Source organism: Micromonospora sp. NPDC049257 (assembly GCF_040678915.1).
In the GTDB taxonomy this organism is placed as follows: Bacteria; Actinomycetota; Actinomycetes; order Mycobacteriales; family Micromonosporaceae; genus Micromonospora; species Micromonospora antibiotica.
The window spans coordinates 92,980-107,417 of the sequence record NZ_JBFAQU010000010.1; the positions used below are offsets into that span (position 1 = coordinate 92,980).

Consider the following 14,438-nt stretch of genomic DNA (forward strand, 5'->3'; position numbering starts at 1 on the left):
AGTAGTGGAGACGAGTTCCATGCCCGAGCTGACCACGATCTCCGACGCCGAACGTCGGCGCATCGTCCACGAATTCGTCGACGAGACCGTCGGCGACGCCCACCCCGAGGTCGTGGCGATGGTCCGTGACCTCACCTTCCGGGTCCGCGACACCGTCGAGCTGGCCCGCGCCGCCGGCATCACCCCCGAGTCGCCCCGCGCCGGCCACGTGGTGGCCGCGCTGGTCGCCGCGTACGGCGAGGTCTTCGACCGGGTCGACGACGCCGGTTACCGCAGCGCGCTACTGGCCCGCCTGGAGGTCGCGAACGACCCCCGGACCGAGCGCTACTTCCAACTCCTCGCCACGGTCAACGGCTGGACCCCACCCCCCACACTGACCCCCGTCGTGGACTGGTTCATCGCCGCGCTGCGCCAGCACCCCGCACCCTGACCATCCCCTCGCGCCCTACCCCAGCCAGCCGCGCAGTGCAGTGCGATCCGAGCGGTGGACTGCCGTCCGAGCGGTTCCGTCTGGTGCGGGCAAGTCGGGCGGGACAGCGTGCGGTCAACCGAGACCTGACTGCTACGGGCCGGGCATGCACGTCTCCTCCACCCACACCTTGGCCCGAGACGTATATGCCTGTCCGTCATATTTATGACCGACAGGCATACGTGTTCCAGGACAGTCATACTCACCTAAAGCTCACGCAGGGTGACGATCAGCGCTACGCCCGAGTGGCTCAGCCTGGCCTCGTCGAGGACAGCGACCAGCAGCAACGACCACCAGCGGCAGGCCGTCGCGTAGAGGTCGGACCAGAAACTCCAGGACGTCCCGCTTGGGTAGCGCGGCAACCTCGGCACGATTTCTCGTCTGCGGGATTCGCTCCTGCTGGCCCACCGCCGCGGCGGCGAGCAGGGCCGAGCAGGGCCGAGCGCCCGCTGTCACGGCACGACAGGCGGGCGCTCGAACCCGGCCGGACTCAGCCGGGCAGGCCGCTGACGGCGGCGGGCACGGCGACGTCGCCGCCGGTCCAGACGTAGCTGGCGTCCACGTCCGGTGCGGCGAACCCTCCGGCGAACAGCGAGTTGACCCGGGACGCCTCGGCGGCGCTGGGCTTGGCGTTGCGGCAGGAGACCGGGGCGCTGCTGCCCGACATGAGGTCGGTGCACAGGCCGGTCCGGTTGTCCGGCAGGCCGAGGATGTGGCCGATCTCGTGGGTGGCGATCCGGGTCCGGTCGTAGCCCTGGTCGACGGCCTGGGTGCCCATCCAGACCCGACCGTTGCCGAGGCTGGTGGTCTGCGCCCGGGGCCAGCCCGTGTCGACGTAGATGGTGATGTTGCCGGGCGTGCGGGCGACCAGCCGGACGTTGCCCACCGAGCTGTTCCAGATCGTCGCGGCCTGGTCGAAGTTGGTGCGGAACTCGCCGGCCCGGCTCGCGTCGTAGTAGACCGTCCGGACGGCCGCCGACGCGGTGGTGCCGACGGAGGTGACCGCGCCGGTCGCCGCGAGCACCAGCGCCAACAGGGTCCCGGCGGTACGCGAGAACTGTCGTCGTCGAATCATCCGACCTCCATCGATAGAAGTTCACCGATGTTATGTGGTCGGTCGGACCCGGGTCGAATAGCGGTTACGTCATACCGCCGCGACCACCCGCCCAGCCGCTCCCGCTTCAGCCACCCGGTCAGCCGATCTCCTCGTCGAGGAAGCACCAGCGCCAGGACTCCCCCGGCTGGATCGAGCGCATCACTGGGTGCCCGGTCGACTCGAAGTGCTTGGTCGCGTGCTGGTACGGCGACGAGTCACAGCACCCCACCTGCCCACACTCCACACACGACCGCAGGTGCACCCAGTTGTCGTTGCCGACGGCCACGCACTCCGGGCAGGCGTCGGTGACGGTCGGCTCGGCGGTCCCCGCCCCGGTCAGGTGCGCACAGCTCATCAGTCGCTCTCCCGTCGCAACAACGACTCCTCCAGGTCAAGGTCACGGTAGGCCCGCACCAGCACCTCCTCGGGAATCCGTCCCTCGTCGCGGGCGGCCCGGAAGACCTCCCGCTCGGCGTCGATCATCTCCTGCCGCAGCCGACCGTACGCCTGCGACGGGGTCTCCCGGTCGCTGCCACCGAGCCGTTCCCAGGCCAGGTTGGTGCGGCTCTGCACCAGCCCGCGTAACCGCTCCACCACGGCCGGCGGCGCACCGTCGGCCAACGCGTCCAGCTTCTCCCGGGCCGCCCGCCCGGCCTGCTGCTGCACCGTCGCGGCGGAGAGCGCGTCGGCCACCGGGTCGTCCGGGGGCAGTTTCAACCGGCGGGCCAGCCACGGCAGGGTCGCGCCCTGGCCGAGCAGGGTCGCCATGATCACCGCGAAGGCCAGCCAGATGAACAGTGCCCGCTGGTAGGGCTGTTCCCCGGCCAGGGTCAGCGGCAGACCCAGCGCGGCGGCCAGGGTCACCACCCCGCGCATCCCGGCCCAGCCGATGACGATCGGAAACTGCACCGGCGGGCCCGGGTCGCGCTGCCGGACCCGGGGCACCAGCCGGGCCAGGTAGGTGGCGGGGAAGACCCAGACGAACCGGGTCAGGAAGACCGCCGCCAGCACCGCCGCGGTGATCCCCACCAGCCGCCCGGTCGGCTCGTCGAGATCCCGCAGCACCTCGGGCAGTTGCAGGCCGACCAGCAGGAAGACCAGCCCTTCCAGCAGGAACTGCACCAGCCGCCAGAACGCGCCGGTCTGCAACCGGGAGGCGGCCGACAGCAGCAGCGGCATCTTGTGGCCGATCCCCAACCCGGTGACCACCACCGCCACCACCCCGGAGGCGTGGATCTCCTCGGCGGCGAAGACCACCGCGAACGGCACGATCAGCGACAGCGCGTTGTCCAGCAGCGGGTCGGTGGTCCGCTTGTGCAGGTAGCCGAAGACCACCACGCCCAGCAACCCGACCAGCACCCCGCCGCCGGTGGCGACCACCACCTCCTGCGCGACGTACCCGAAGCTCACCGAGCCGGCGCTGGCGGTGGCCGCGACGATCGCCACCCGCAGCAGCACCAGCGCGGTGGCGTCGTTGACCAGGCTCTCCCCCTCCAGGATGGTCACCACCCGCCGGGGCAGACCCACCCGCCGGGCCACCGCGGTCGCGGCGATCGCGTCCGGCGGGGCCACCACCGCACCCAACGCCACACAGATCGCGTACGGCAGGTCGGGCAGGAACAGGTGCACCACCGTGCCCACCACGAAGGCGGTGAAGATGACCAGACCCACCGCGAGCAGCAGGATCGGCCGCAGGCTGAGCCGGAACGCCGGCACCGACGTGCCCAACGCCGCCACGTAGAGCAGCGGCGGCAGGATGCCCACCAGCACCAGGTCGGGGTCGAGCCGGACGTGCGGGAACCCCGGCAGGAAGGACAGCCCGAGGCCCAGCACCACCAGCAGGATCGGCGCGAGCAGGCCCAGCTTGCGGGCCAGCGCGGCACCGAAGGTCGCGATGGCCAGGAAGACCACGACCTCGAACAGAGCTTCCATGGGGTACGAGCCTAGGGGTACGACCCGGCCGGGGTGATCACCCGGCGGCGCGCAGCTTCGGCAGCACCTCCGCGCCGAACGTGTCGATGAAGGCGCGCTGCTCCTGCCCGACGTGGTGCAGGGCGATCTGGTCGACGCCCAGCGACAGGTACTCCTCGAGCCAGCCCACGTGCCGGCCCAGATCCGACGACACGTTCACCACCTCGGTGACCTGCTCCAGCGGCACCCGCTCACTGACCGCGTCGAAGTGCTCTGCGGTGTCCAGGTCCCAGCAGACCGGCGGCGGGAAGATGTTGCTGCGCCACTGCTCGTACGCGATCGCCTCCGCCTCGGCCTGCTCCGGCGCCCAGCTCACGTGCACCTGCAGGTGCACCGGTCCCCGCCCACCGGCGTCCCGGTAGGCGTCGATCATCTCGCGCAGGTGCGCGGTCGGCGCGTTCACGGTGATCAGCCCGTCCGCCCACTCGGCGCACCACCGGGCGGTGGCCACGCTGACCGCCGCCCCGATCAGCGCCGGGGGTTCCTCGGGCCGGGTCCACAGCTTCGCCCGGTCCACCCGGACCAGGCCGTCGTGGCTGACCTCCTCGCCGGCCAGCAGCGCCCGGATCACCTCGACGCACTCCCGCAGCCGGGCGGTACGCACGTCCTTACGCGGCCAGCCGTCGCCGGTGATGTGCTCGTTGCTCGCCTCGCCGGTGCCCAGCGCCGCCCAGAACCGGCCCGGGTACATCGCGCCGAGGGTGCCGATGGCCTGCGCGATGATCGCCGGGTGGTAGCGCTGGCCGGGGGCGTTGACCACCCCGAACGGCAGCCCGGTGGCCTGCAGCGCGGCCCCCAGCCAGGACCAGGCGAACCCGGACTGGCCCTGCCGGGTGCTCCACGGCGAGAAGTGGTCCGACGACATCGCGGCGTCGAATCCGGCGCGTTCGGCGTGCACCACCGCCTCCAGCAGGCGACTCGGATGGATCTGCTCGTGGGAGGCGTGGAAGCCGAACACCGTCATGGCGTCCTTCCGTACCCATGACGGTGCCCGGTTAAAGCTCACCCGCGCCGACTTGGCCGGCGCAGGCTTCCGCCGCCCGGCCCGGGTGGCGGCGACGCGGGGTCACTCGGCGTGCGCGCCGGCCCCGGCGGTGGCGGCACCCTCCCCCACCCAGACGGTCTTGGTGTTGCAGAACTCCCGCATCCCCAGCGCCGACAGCTCCCGGCCGTAGCCGGAGTTCTTCACCCCGCCGAAGGGCAGCTCCGGGTACGAGGTGGTCATGCCGTTGACGAAGACGTTGCCGGCGTCCAGGTCGGTGGCGAACCGCTCCTGCTCGGCCGGGTCGGTGGTCCAGGCGTTCGCGCCCAACCCGAAGGGCGTGCCGTTGGCCACCTCGACCGCCTCGTCGTACGACGACACCCGGTAGAGCCCGGCGACCGGCCCGAAGACCTCCTCGGCCCACATCCGCATCTGCGGGTTCAGGTCGGTGACCACGGTCGGCGGATAGAACCAGCCGTCGCCGGTCGGCTTCTCGCCGCCGCAGAGCACCGTCGCGCCGTGCGCCACCGCGTCCTGCACCTGGGCGTGGATCTCGTCCCGGCCGCTCTCGCTGGCCAGCGGGCCGACGTCGGTGTCGGCGTCCATCGGGTCGCCGACCCGCAGCGCGGCCATGTTCGCGGCGAACTTCCCGGCGAAGGCGTCGAAGACGTCGGTGTGCACGATGAACCGCTTGGCGGCGATGCAGGACTGGCCGTTGTTCTGGCAGCGGGCGGTGGTGGCCACCTCGGCGGCCCGGTCCAGGTCGGCCGAGGGCATCACCACGAACGGGTCGCTGCCGCCCAGCTCCAGCACGGTCTTCTTCAGCTCCCGGCCGGCGATCTGGGCGATCGAGCGGCCCGCGCCCTCGCTGCCGGTCAGCGTCGCCGCCCGGACCCGGGGGTCGGCGAGGATCCGGTCGACGGCGTCGGAGCCGACCAGCAGGGTGGTGAACGCGCCCTCGGGGAAGCCGGCCCGGCGGAACACGTCCTCCAGGTAGAGCGCGGTCTGCGGCACGTTGGAGGCGTGCTTGAGCAGGCCGGTGTTCCCGGCCATCAGGGCCGGCGCGGCGAACCGCAGCACCTGCCAGAGCGGGAAGTTCCACGGCATCACCGCGAGCACCGCCCCGATCGGCTGGTAGCGGACGTACGCCCGCCTGGCCTTCACCGCGGCGGCGTCGGCGGGCTCGTCGGCGAGCATCCGTTCCGCGTGCGCGGCATAGAACCGGCAGGCGGTCGCGCACTTGGTGACCTCGGCCTTCGCTGCCGTGTAGGTCTTGCCCATCTCGGTGGTCATCAGCCGGGCGGTGTCGTCGCGTTCGGCGTCGAGCAGGTCCGCGGCGGTGTTCATCCACTGCGCCCGCTGGGCGACCGTGGTGCGGCGCAGGTCCCGGAACGCCAGGTCGGCCCGGTCGATGGCGGCGTCGATCTGCTCGGCCGACATCGGCTCGTACGACTTGAGCACCTGCCCGGTGGCGGGGTTGGTGGTGGCGATGGGCATCTCGTACTCCTGTCACTCGAAGAGTGAGTGCCGCGCGCCCGGCTGCTCTTGGCGGCGGGCGGCACGGCGGCGCTGGATGACGACCAGGTCGACGACCGCCACGACGGCGAACAGCGCGCAGAGCACACCCAGCCAGGCCAGCCCGGCCCAGAACGCGCCGACCGCGAAGACGGCCATGCTCACCAGGCCGAACAGGGCAAGCGTCAGTCGGAGGTTCAACGCGCTGTAGGCGTGGCCGACCGTGCCACGGGCACGCCGGGGCTGCGATCTCGTCATCGTCTGGGGCTACCCCGGCACGGACACCGTTAACCGGCCCCGACGCCCGGATCACGACGGGTGTCTTACACACTCGTACCAGATTCATGTTTCCAGCTATTTAATCTGCCCGGAAGTCGACACGACCGGGCCGTAGCACCGCACCTGGCCCGTAGAGTGACCGGGCTGTCGCTCTGCGCTGTCTGACCGGGGGAAGACGCATGCCTCGACGCTGGGTCGCCGCCGTGGCCTGCCTGTTCGCGCTGGTCGCGCTCGCCTGCGAGGAGGGTGGCGGGGCGTCGCCCCGCCCGACGAAGAGCGGGTCGACACCGACCGGCCTGCCCACCACGATGGCCGCTCTCGGTGACTCGATCACCACCGGTTTCGGTTCCTGCCTGGTGCTCACCTCGTGCCAACGCAACTCCTGGTCCACCGGGGACGGCATCCGGGTGGAGAGCCACTACCGGCGGCTGCTCGACGCCGACGCGTCGATCCGCAACCGGGCCCGCAACCACGCCGTGCCGGGTGCCCGTGCCGAGGCCCTCGCCGGGCAGGCCGGCGCCGCCGTCAAGGACAAGGCCGACTACGTGACGGTGCTGATCGGCGCCAACGACGCCTGCCGCGACGACATCGACGCGATGACCTCCACGGCCACCTTCCGCAGCCAGGTCGACCGGGCGCTGCGGGTGCTGCGCGAGGGCCGCCCCAAGGCCCGGGTGCTGGTGGCCAGCGTCCCCGACCTGAACCGGCTCTGGGAGATCGGGCACACCGAGTCCCGCGCGGTGCGGATCTGGAAGACCGGCATCTGCCCGGCCCTGCTGGCCAACCCCACCTCGGACGCCAAGGCCGACCGGGACCGCCGGACCCGCTTCGCCGAACGGATCGACGCGTACAACAGCCAACTCAAGGCGGCCTGCCGGGCGTACGGGTCGCGGTGCCGCTACGACGGCGGCGCGGTGCACCGGGTGCGGTTCAGCCTGGACGAGGTCAACGCGCTGGACTGGTTCCACCCCAACGTCGCCGGGCAGAACCGGCTCGCCGACGCGACCTTCCCGGCGGCCGGCTGGCGACTGTGAGCCACCCGGGCAGCCGCCGGGCCGGACCCGGTATGCCCACTGATCAGGGGCGACGCGGTTGGGGCACCCCGCCCCGGTGTTCCCGGTAGAGCGTCTGGGCGCGCTCGGCGAGATCCTTGGTGGCCGACGAGTTGGCCCAGGTGCCGAGGATGATCGCGGCCCCGGGGACGACCTTGGCGAAGACCCGCTTCGCCGCCCGCACCCCGGCCATCCGGGCCAGCCGGACGCCCAGTTGCAGCATCACCCGCCCCAGCGGGTTCTGGGCCGCGTGGCCGAACAGCGCACCGGCCCGCTCCCGACCGGCCGCGACGCCCAGCGCCAGCCGGGCCGTCTCGGCCGCCTTGTGCACCTTCTGCAGGACGAGCAGGTCGGTGGCCCGGTCCGGGTGCTCAGGGTCCACCCCGTACGCGGCGGCGACGTGCAACACCAGGCGGGCCTGGGTCCAGGCCAGCACCCCGACGTCGATGACGGCACCCGGTAGCCCCGCCGCGCCGGAGACCGCCCCGGAGAGCCGGGCCCGGTTGACGAAGCGCCGGATCGCCTGCTCGGCCAACTGGTCGGCGGTCGCGTCGGGTCGTCCCGCCCGCGCCCTGGCGAGCCACTGCGCCGCCTCCGGGCCGAGCCGGCGGACCGCCTCCAGGGCCAGGTGCTCCGGGGCGTACTGCGGATCTTCCCGCATCCGGTCCCAGAGCCGGGCCGGCGGCGCCTCGGGGGCGTCACCCGGGTCACCCGCCGGTGCTCCCGGCACCGCCGTGACAGCCACCCCCGGCACCGCTGCGACAGCCGTTCCCGGGGCCGCCGGTGGTGGCGCGGCCGTCGGGGCGGCGGGCGGCGGCGCGGGGACCGCCGGTGTGTCGGCCCGGACCGGCGGCGTGGGGACGGTCGGTTCGTCGTCGACAGGCACGGCGTCGGTCACAAAGGCTCCCGGGGGTGGAATCGGTTCAGGGGCGGTCAGCGGCGGCGACCCGACAGCTTGCTGGCAGCCTGCTTGAGCCGCGCCTGGTTCTCCGGCTTGGCCAGCTCGCGCCGACCCCGGTCGACCAACTGCTGCCCCTTGGGCGAGCGCAGGAAGGCGCTGATCCGCTGCATCAGTGCTGACATGTCGTCCTCCGATCGGGTGTCCTGCGTCATGTGTACCCGATTCGAGCAACCGCCAACCGTCCACTGTGTCCGGTCGAGGATAACCACCGACCGGTTTCGCCCCGAACGGACCCGACCGCCCCGCACGGCCCGGGCCCGCAGGACGGGACGAACGGGACCGGCCCGCCCGAGCCGGGCTCGGGCGGGCCGGGTCACCGGGGCGGATTCCGCTCCGGCCGGACGGGGGTGGCTCAGACCAGGATGGCGCCGACCACCTCGGTGGCCCGCCACTCGTGCTGGGCGTAGAGGTCCGGGTAGGCCGAGATCTGCACGGCCTGCGCGGCGACGGTCAACGGCAGGTCCTCCCAGCCGGGAATCGCCAGCAGCGCGGTGAGGAACGCCCGGGTGGCGAACGCCGGGTCCATCAGCTGACCGACCTCGCCCCAGCCGCTGCTGGGCCGCTGCTGGAACAGCCCGACCGAGTCGTGGTCCCAGCCGATCGCCTGGTGCGGGTAGTTCTGCGACTCGGGCAGCACGCCGCTGGCGTAGTTGTAGAGGTTGCTCTCCTGCATCGCGGTGGCCACCGCGATGATCAGGGCCCGGCGGGGCACACCCATCGCCCGCCCGGCCTTGACGATCTCCTTGGCGTTGTCCATCTGGGCCTGGTCGAGACCGGCCACCGGGACGATCCGCTTCGGTTTCGGCTTCGGCGTGGGCTTGGGGCGGGGCTTGGGCCTGATGGTCCTGGTCGCGGTCGGCGTCGGGGCGGCGGCCGTCGGGCTGGCGACGGTCGGGCTGGCGGTGGGGGTGCCGGGAACGATGGTGACCGGGGTACGGATCTCGGCGCGGGAGGCGGCCTGCCGGCTGCGCTCGGCGAGCGCCGCCTCGGTGCCGGCCCGGTCGGCGGTCGGCTCGTCCGGCAGGGCCTGTGCGCCGGCGACGGCGGTCGCGCCGAGGCAGCAGAGCACCCCGGCGGCGAGGGCCACCCGGGTACGCACCGGGCGGCGTCGGAGGTTAAGGAGCCCGCCGAGGCGGGTACGGAAGGAGCGGGGTTCATCGAGAACGCCGACCTGAACGGACGAGGGGGTGTCGTCCGAACGGCCAGTCATGCCCTTGGGGGCGACCTGGTCGTCGATGGTGTCGTCGTCACGCATCCGCCGAGGCTAGACACGCTCCTATCCGGTGACCCACCGTCACAGGGTGGCCCTCATCACAATCGCGCACCTACGGGTGGGACACCCGTCGTGGACGCGCGGCCAGGGTGACAGACCTCCCGCAACAGGCATTACGGTCAGGAAATCCGGGCAACGTCGTCCCGCGTGGTCAACCGCCCAGAGCGCCGCGGCCGGCCGCATGATCCACTATGTCCGCCTTTCGGGTGACAGGCCGGAACCATCCGACCGAGTCGCCCCGGCACTATCGGCGAATTGGTGGCTTCCTCCGGGTTTGATAGCCGGATCGGTCACGACACGCCCAGTGCTGGAATGGATGACGCCGACAGGTACGTTCCCCGAACCGGGTGCCGTCCGCGCACGGTCGCCCGTACGCGCGTGTTTCCTCAGGAGGTCCGACCGGTGCTCGACCCACACGAGCTCTACGAGCTCACCGACGATCTGCCCGACCTCGGCCAGCCGGTGCTGATCCAGGCGCTCACCGGCTTCGTCGACGCCGGCAACGCCAGTCGGCTGGCCCGCGAGCAGCTGCTCACCTCGCTGGACGCCCGCACGATCGCCACCTTCGACGTCGACCAGCTCTTCGACTACCGGTCCCGCCGCCCGGTGATGACCTTCGTCGAGGACCACTGGGAGGACTACGACGCCCCCGAGCTTGCCCTGCACCTGCTGCACGACGACGACGAGACACCGTTCCTCCTGCTCACCGGCCCGGAGCCGGACCTGCAGTGGGAGCGTTTCGTGGCGGCGGTCAGCGCGGTGGCCGCCCGACTCGACGTCCGGCTCACCGTCGGGCTCAACTCGATCCCGATGGCCGTGCCGCACACCCGACCCACCGGGGTCACCGCACACGCCACCCGCCGGGAACTGATCTCCGGCTACGAGCCGTGGTTGCAGCGGGTGCAGGTCCCGGGCAGCGTCGGGCACCTGCTGGAATACCGGCTCGGCCAGGCCGGCCGGGACGCCCTCGGGTTCTCCGCCCACGTGCCGCACTACGTCGCGCAGACCGAGTACCCGGCCGCCGCCGAGGTGCTGCTCTCCTCGGTGTCGCGCAGCACCGGCCTGCTGCTGCCCAACGACAGCCTCCGCTCCGCCGCCGAGGTGGTCCGGGTCGAGATCGACCGGCAGGTCGCCCAGACCGACGAGGCCGCCGCACTGGTCACCGCCCTGGAGGAGCAGTACGACGCGTTCGCCCGGGGACGGGGCGAGAAGAACCTGCTGGCCGCCGAGACCGGCCCGCTGCCCACCGCCGACGAGCTGGGCGCCGAGCTGGAACGCTTCCTCGCCGAGCAGACCCGACCGGGCGACACCCCGGGCACCTGACCCACCCGTACCACGGCGGCGGCGACCCGACCCGGGACGCCGCCGCCCGGTCATCCCCGAGGTACCGGCACGCCGAGGGCGGCCCGGCGAGCCCCCGCGCCGCCAGGATCGGCGAGCCCCTGCGCCGCCAGGATCGGCGGTGCGCGGAGCCCGCAGCGGCGGGGAGCCGGTGACCACGCCGACTCCGCTGCCCGGCGGGGCGGGCCGGGATGCGGCAGGCTGGGCACATGCGCCTGGCGACCTGGAACGTGAACTCGGTGAAGGCCCGCCTCCCCCGGCTGCTGGACTGGCTCGCCGGCACCACCCCCGACGTGGTCTGCCTCCAGGAGACCAAGTGCCCGGACGGGGCCTTCCCGGTCGCCGAGGTCGGTGAGCTGGGCTACGAGGTGGCCAGCCACAGCGACGGCCGGTGGAACGGGGTGGCGATCCTGTCCCGCGTCGGCCTGACCGACGTCACCGTCGGCTTCCCCGGCGAACCGGGCTTTCCGCAGCCCGAGGCCCGCGCCATCTCCGCCACCTGCGCCGGGGTCCGGATCTGGTCGGTGTACGTCCCGAACGGCCGGGCGGTCGACGACCCGCACTACGCGTACAAGCTGGCCTGGTTCGCGGCGCTGCGGGACGCCCTGGAACCGGAGGTGGCCGCCGGTGGGCCGGTCGCCGTCTGCGGGGACTTCAACGTCGCCCCGACCGACGCCGACGTCTGGGACCCGGCGCTCTTCGTCACCTCCACGCATGTCACCCCCGCCGAGCGGGCCGCCCTGGCCGCCCTGCGCGACCTCGGGCTCAGCGACGTGGTGCCCACCCCGATGAAGGGCCCGCACCCATACACCTACTGGGACTACCGGGCCGGCATGTTCCACCAGAACAAGGGCATGCGCATCGATCTGGTGTACGCGTCCGCGCCGCTGGCCGCGACGGTCCACGCCGCGTACGTCGACCGGGAGGCCCGCAAGGGCAAAGGCCCCTCCGACCATGCCCCGATCGTGGTCGACACCGACCAACCAGCTGTCGACGCACCTTGACCCGCCCCGGGGCAGCGCCGCCAACGGTTCCGGCTCCCGCCTATGGGGGCGCCCCCTCCTGTCAGGGCGTGCCCCGCCCGGGGCGTCCCTGCGTGCCGCTGCCGCCTATCGGGGGTGGGATGTCTTGGCGCGGTCGACGAAGCCACGCCACGCTCCAGGCCTACCGGGGGCCGGGCCGGATCACCGGCGCCGGGTCGCCGCACGGCCCTGGCCGTGCGGCGAGGCGAAACTCGCGCTCCTCGCGAGGTACGACGGCGACCGGCCGGGCCTGTTGATCCTGCTGTCCCGGTTGTCGGTGGAGGCGACCGACCACCTGACGCGACTCGACAGCGGTCGCCAGGCCGACCTGACCGACTGCTTCCTGACCTGGGCCCGCCCGCCCGCCGACTGACCGTCCCGCGCCGGCCGCGCCTCTCCCCCACCACTCTGCCGGCGGCTGCCCGCCCCCGCCCGCCATCCGGCCGGCCGGCGACCGGGCGACGCAGGCGGATTGTGGAGAGTTGTTGCGCCCCTGGCGACAACAACTCTCCACAAAGCCGCGTGCGCTCCGCGCTCCCCCCGCCGGAGGCGCGTCTCCCCGCGCTCGGCATGCGCCCACGCCCCGCAGCCCGCGCGCCACGCGCCGCCCCGGGTCCGCCCGCCGCATCCTGCACGGCAACTCCGCGTCGCGCGGGCACCACCGACGGCGTACGGCCAGGCTGGCCGCCGGACGGTCCGGCCGCAGGGGCGGGGCTAGGGTGGTGGGATGGCAGTCGTGAAGATCAACGCGATCGACGTCCCGCCCGGTGCCGGCGAGGAGTTGGAGAAGCGGTTCGCCGCTCGGGCTGGCGCGGTGGAGAATTCCCCGGGTTTCCTCGGCTTCGAGCTGCTGCGCCCGGTCGCCGGGGAGAGCCGCTACTTCGTCTACACCCGGTGGGAGACGGAGGAGGCGTACCAGGCATGGGCCGCCGGGTCGTCCCGGGCCGCACATGCCGGCGAGGGCGGCGAGCAGCGGCGGCCGGTCGCCTCCGGCGCGACGCTGCTGGAGTTCGAGGTGGTCCAGCAGGTGACCGGCAAGGGCTGACCGGCGATACCGCCCGCGGCGGTCGCCGGCGGGCGGCTCAGATCCAGGGCAGGACGGGGGCGGTGGCGGGGGCGGCCAGCCGGGCGAGCCAGCCGGCGATGCCGGCGGCACCCTGCATGAAGCCGGGCTCCGGCGGCAGCTGCGGCGGGGTCCTGGTGTGCTCGGTGTTCGACCAGGTGACGCCCGCCGAGGTGGACACGGTACGGGCGAGAACGTCCTCGGCGAGCGTGTCGGCCCAGGTGAGCAGGGCGGGGTCGCCGGCATCCTGGAAGCGGTCGACCAGCATCTGGCCGACCCCGGCGGTGCCGCAGCAGCGGGCGAGATTGTCCCAGTACCCCGGGTAGAGCCGCTGCGGGAGACGGCTGTCGCGCAGCGCCCCCAGGCATTCCTCGACGGCCAGCCGCCAGCGGGGCTGCGGGTCGACGGCGTCGAGGAGGGCGAAGAGTCGTACCGTGCCGGTCGGGCCGTGGCACCAGCCGAAGGTGACCGCCGGACGGTCCGGGCGGGGCGGAACCAGCAGCGGCAGCGCCCACCCGCCGGGGCGGCGCCCCAGGGCCAACAGTCCGTCGGCGGCGCGCACGGCGATATCGCGCAGATCGTCGCGACGCAGGGAGTCGCCGGCTGTGGCCAGGACGTAGGCGACGCCGGCCGTGCCGTGGGAGAAGCCGGGCATGAGGCGCTCGTCGCCCGCCCGCATCCGCCAGTGCAGGCCGTCGGGCCGGTCCTCGGCCAACCCCACCAGCCCGTCGGCCAGGACGTGGGCCGCCTGCGCCACCACCGGATCGGCGTCATCGTCGAGGGCGTCGAGGAGGGCCAGCAGGATGCCGGCGTCGCCGGAGATGACATCGGAACACCGGCCCGGGTCCACCGGACGGCGCAGCAGCCGCTCGGCTATCCGGACCGTCACCGATGCGGCGGTGTCGAGGGCCACCCGGTCGCCGGAGACCCGGCCCCAGGCGCGCAACGCGACCGCCACCCCGGCCCAGCCGCCGAACAGCCCGTCGTCGGGCATCGTCGCGGCGTCCGGCTCGTGCCGGGCAAGATGCACCAGCCGACCCCGGGCCCCGGCCGCGACCCGGCCGAGCGCCGACCCCGCTGCGGTGGCGACGCCGTCGGTCGTGGTGACGACGGGCCCATCGGCCGGGTGGCGGCCGGTGGCCGTGGCCTCGGCACAGCCGAGCAGCACCCCGGCGGTCCCGGCATAGAGGTCGTCGAAGCGTTCACCCGCCTCCTGCCACCCCAGACCGCCCTCGGCGGGCACCGCCACCGACTCGATCCACCTGAACGCCTGCCGCACCACGTCCGCCGTCACCGCGCCGATCCTGCCACCGCCGCCCGACGGCGTCCCCGCAATATCGGGCGCACACCCCGGCCACGACCGGTCGGGGTGGGCGGTCCCGGCCGTGCCCCGGTCAGGCGGCGGACCCGGCCG

15 protein-coding genes and 1 pseudogene are annotated in these 14,438 nt (G+C 73.2%); 5 read left to right on the forward strand and 11 right to left on the reverse strand.

All coding sequences use genetic code 11. From position 1 onward, the window contains the following. Nucleotides 1-19: 19 nt before the first annotated feature. Nucleotides 20-430: a hypothetical protein gene (locus tag AB0K25_RS17085; protein ID WP_363821034.1), complete on the forward strand. Its 411-nt coding sequence runs from the start codon at nt 20-22 to the stop codon at nt 428-430. A 245-nt stretch (nt 431-675) separates the two neighbouring features. Here AB0K25_RS17085 and AB0K25_RS17090 read toward each other — a convergent pair whose 3' ends face one another. The 7 genes and pseudogenes from AB0K25_RS17090 to AB0K25_RS17120 all read right to left on the reverse strand — a co-directional run bounded on the left by AB0K25_RS17090 (nt 676) and on the right by AB0K25_RS17120 (nt 6,291). Next, nucleotides 676-831, reverse strand: a complete 156-nt coding sequence (locus tag AB0K25_RS17090; RefSeq protein WP_357535955.1) for a hypothetical protein — start codon at nt 829-831, stop codon at nt 676-678. A gap of 218 nt (nt 832-1,049) precedes the next feature. Further along, nucleotides 1,050-1,541: pseudogene (locus AB0K25_RS17095) on the reverse strand (snapalysin family zinc-dependent metalloprotease); the annotation flags it as partial. Nucleotides 1,542-1,662: 121 nt separating this feature from the next. Next, entirely contained in the window at nt 1,663-1,920 is a 258-nt protein-coding gene (locus AB0K25_RS17100; protein ID WP_357535957.1) for a UBP-type zinc finger domain-containing protein, read from the reverse strand. Next, on the reverse strand, nt 1,920-3,497 hold the full coding sequence (locus AB0K25_RS17105) for a Na+/H+ antiporter (RefSeq protein ID WP_357535959.1): 1,578 nt from the start codon (nt 3,495-3,497) through the stop codon (nt 1,920-1,922). The genes AB0K25_RS17100 and AB0K25_RS17105 overlap by 1 nt, the downstream gene beginning before the upstream one ends. A gap of 37 nt (nt 3,498-3,534) precedes the next feature. Next, the gene (locus AB0K25_RS17110; protein ID WP_219469416.1) at nt 3,535-4,500 is read right to left on the reverse strand and encodes a TIGR03885 family FMN-dependent LLM class oxidoreductase; all 966 of its coding nucleotides are present in this window, start codon (nt 4,498-4,500) and stop codon (nt 3,535-3,537) included. Between the two features lie 102 nt (nt 4,501-4,602). Beyond that, on the reverse strand, nt 4,603-6,015 hold the full coding sequence (locus tag AB0K25_RS17115) for an NADP-dependent succinic semialdehyde dehydrogenase (protein WP_357535961.1): 1,413 nt from the start codon (nt 6,013-6,015) through the stop codon (nt 4,603-4,605). Nucleotides 6,016-6,027: 12 nt separating this feature from the next. After that, on the reverse strand, nt 6,028-6,291 hold the full coding sequence (locus AB0K25_RS17120) for a DUF6343 family protein (RefSeq protein ID WP_357535963.1): 264 nt from the start codon (nt 6,289-6,291) through the stop codon (nt 6,028-6,030). A 200-nt stretch (nt 6,292-6,491) separates the two neighbouring features. Between AB0K25_RS17120 and AB0K25_RS17125 the strand changes: the two genes are divergently transcribed. Further along, a complete protein-coding gene (locus tag AB0K25_RS17125; RefSeq protein WP_357535965.1) occupies nt 6,492-7,346 on the forward strand; it encodes a GDSL-type esterase/lipase family protein in 855 nt (284 codons plus the stop codon). A 43-nt stretch (nt 7,347-7,389) separates the two neighbouring features. Here AB0K25_RS17125 and AB0K25_RS17130 read toward each other — a convergent pair whose 3' ends face one another. The 3 genes from AB0K25_RS17130 to AB0K25_RS17140 all read right to left on the reverse strand — a co-directional run bounded on the left by AB0K25_RS17130 (nt 7,390) and on the right by AB0K25_RS17140 (nt 9,580). Continuing rightward, a complete protein-coding gene (locus AB0K25_RS17130; RefSeq protein WP_357536115.1) occupies nt 7,390-8,109 on the reverse strand; it encodes an EcsC family protein in 720 nt (239 codons plus the stop codon). A gap of 188 nt (nt 8,110-8,297) precedes the next feature. Beyond that, nucleotides 8,298-8,447, reverse strand: a complete 150-nt coding sequence (locus AB0K25_RS17135) for a hypothetical protein (RefSeq protein ID WP_172898379.1) — start codon at nt 8,445-8,447, stop codon at nt 8,298-8,300. A 230-nt stretch (nt 8,448-8,677) separates the two neighbouring features. Continuing rightward, nucleotides 8,678-9,580 (reverse strand): peptidase M23, encoded by a 903-nt coding sequence (locus tag AB0K25_RS17140; protein ID WP_357535967.1) that lies wholly within the window; start codon nt 9,578-9,580, stop codon nt 8,678-8,680. Between the two features lie 420 nt (nt 9,581-10,000). Between AB0K25_RS17140 and AB0K25_RS17145 the strand changes: the two genes are divergently transcribed. From AB0K25_RS17145 to AB0K25_RS17155, 3 genes are all read left to right on the forward strand, one after another. After that, complete coding sequence (locus AB0K25_RS17145) at nt 10,001-10,921, forward strand: PAC2 family protein (RefSeq protein ID WP_208568975.1); 921 nt, start codon at nt 10,001-10,003, stop codon at nt 10,919-10,921. Nucleotides 10,922-11,148: 227 nt separating this feature from the next. After that, complete coding sequence (locus AB0K25_RS17150) at nt 11,149-11,943, forward strand: exodeoxyribonuclease III (RefSeq protein WP_357535969.1); 795 nt, start codon at nt 11,149-11,151, stop codon at nt 11,941-11,943. 745 nt (nt 11,944-12,688) lie between these two features. Continuing rightward, on the forward strand, nt 12,689-13,006 hold the full coding sequence (locus AB0K25_RS17155) for an antibiotic biosynthesis monooxygenase (RefSeq protein ID WP_219469403.1): 318 nt from the start codon (nt 12,689-12,691) through the stop codon (nt 13,004-13,006). A gap of 37 nt (nt 13,007-13,043) precedes the next feature. On the opposite strand, the gene AB0K25_RS17160 is transcribed toward AB0K25_RS17155, so the two are convergent. Beyond that, nucleotides 13,044-14,318 carry a lanthionine synthetase LanC family protein gene (locus AB0K25_RS17160; RefSeq protein WP_363821042.1) on the reverse strand — a complete coding sequence of 425 codons (1,275 nt, stop codon included), beginning with the start codon at nt 14,316-14,318 and terminating at the stop codon, nt 13,044-13,046. Nucleotides 14,319-14,438: the final 120 nt, after the last annotated feature.

What these genes read in the sequence shown, in the direction of transcription:
- AB0K25_RS17100 (WP_357535957.1), bottom strand. Translation starts at nt 1,920, where the DNA reads ATGAGCTGTGCGCACCTGACCGGGGCGGGGACCGCCGAGCCGACCGTC.
- AB0K25_RS17155 (WP_219469403.1), top strand. Translation starts at nt 12,689, where the DNA reads ATGGCAGTCGTGAAGATCAACGCGATCGACGTCCCGCCCGGTGCCGGC.
- AB0K25_RS17110 (WP_219469416.1), bottom strand. Translation starts at nt 4,500, where the DNA reads ATGACGGTGTTCGGCTTCCACGCCTCCCACGAGCAGATCCATCCGAGT.
- AB0K25_RS17140 (WP_357535967.1), bottom strand. Translation starts at nt 9,580, where the DNA reads ATGCGTGACGACGACACCATCGACGACCAGGTCGCCCCCAAGGGCATG.
- AB0K25_RS17085 (WP_363821034.1), top strand. Translation starts at nt 20, where the DNA reads ATGCCCGAGCTGACCACGATCTCCGACGCCGAACGTCGGCGCATCGTC.
- AB0K25_RS17125 (WP_357535965.1), top strand. Translation starts at nt 6,492, where the DNA reads ATGCCTCGACGCTGGGTCGCCGCCGTGGCCTGCCTGTTCGCGCTGGTC.
- AB0K25_RS17135 (WP_172898379.1), bottom strand. Translation starts at nt 8,447, where the DNA reads ATGTCAGCACTGATGCAGCGGATCAGCGCCTTCCTGCGCTCGCCCAAG.
- AB0K25_RS17120 (WP_357535963.1), bottom strand. Translation starts at nt 6,291, where the DNA reads ATGACGAGATCGCAGCCCCGGCGTGCCCGTGGCACGGTCGGCCACGCC.
- AB0K25_RS17105 (WP_357535959.1), bottom strand. Translation starts at nt 3,497, where the DNA reads ATGGAAGCTCTGTTCGAGGTCGTGGTCTTCCTGGCCATCGCGACCTTC.
- AB0K25_RS17115 (WP_357535961.1), bottom strand. Translation starts at nt 6,015, where the DNA reads ATGCCCATCGCCACCACCAACCCCGCCACCGGGCAGGTGCTCAAGTCG.
- AB0K25_RS17150 (WP_357535969.1), top strand. Translation starts at nt 11,149, where the DNA reads ATGCGCCTGGCGACCTGGAACGTGAACTCGGTGAAGGCCCGCCTCCCC.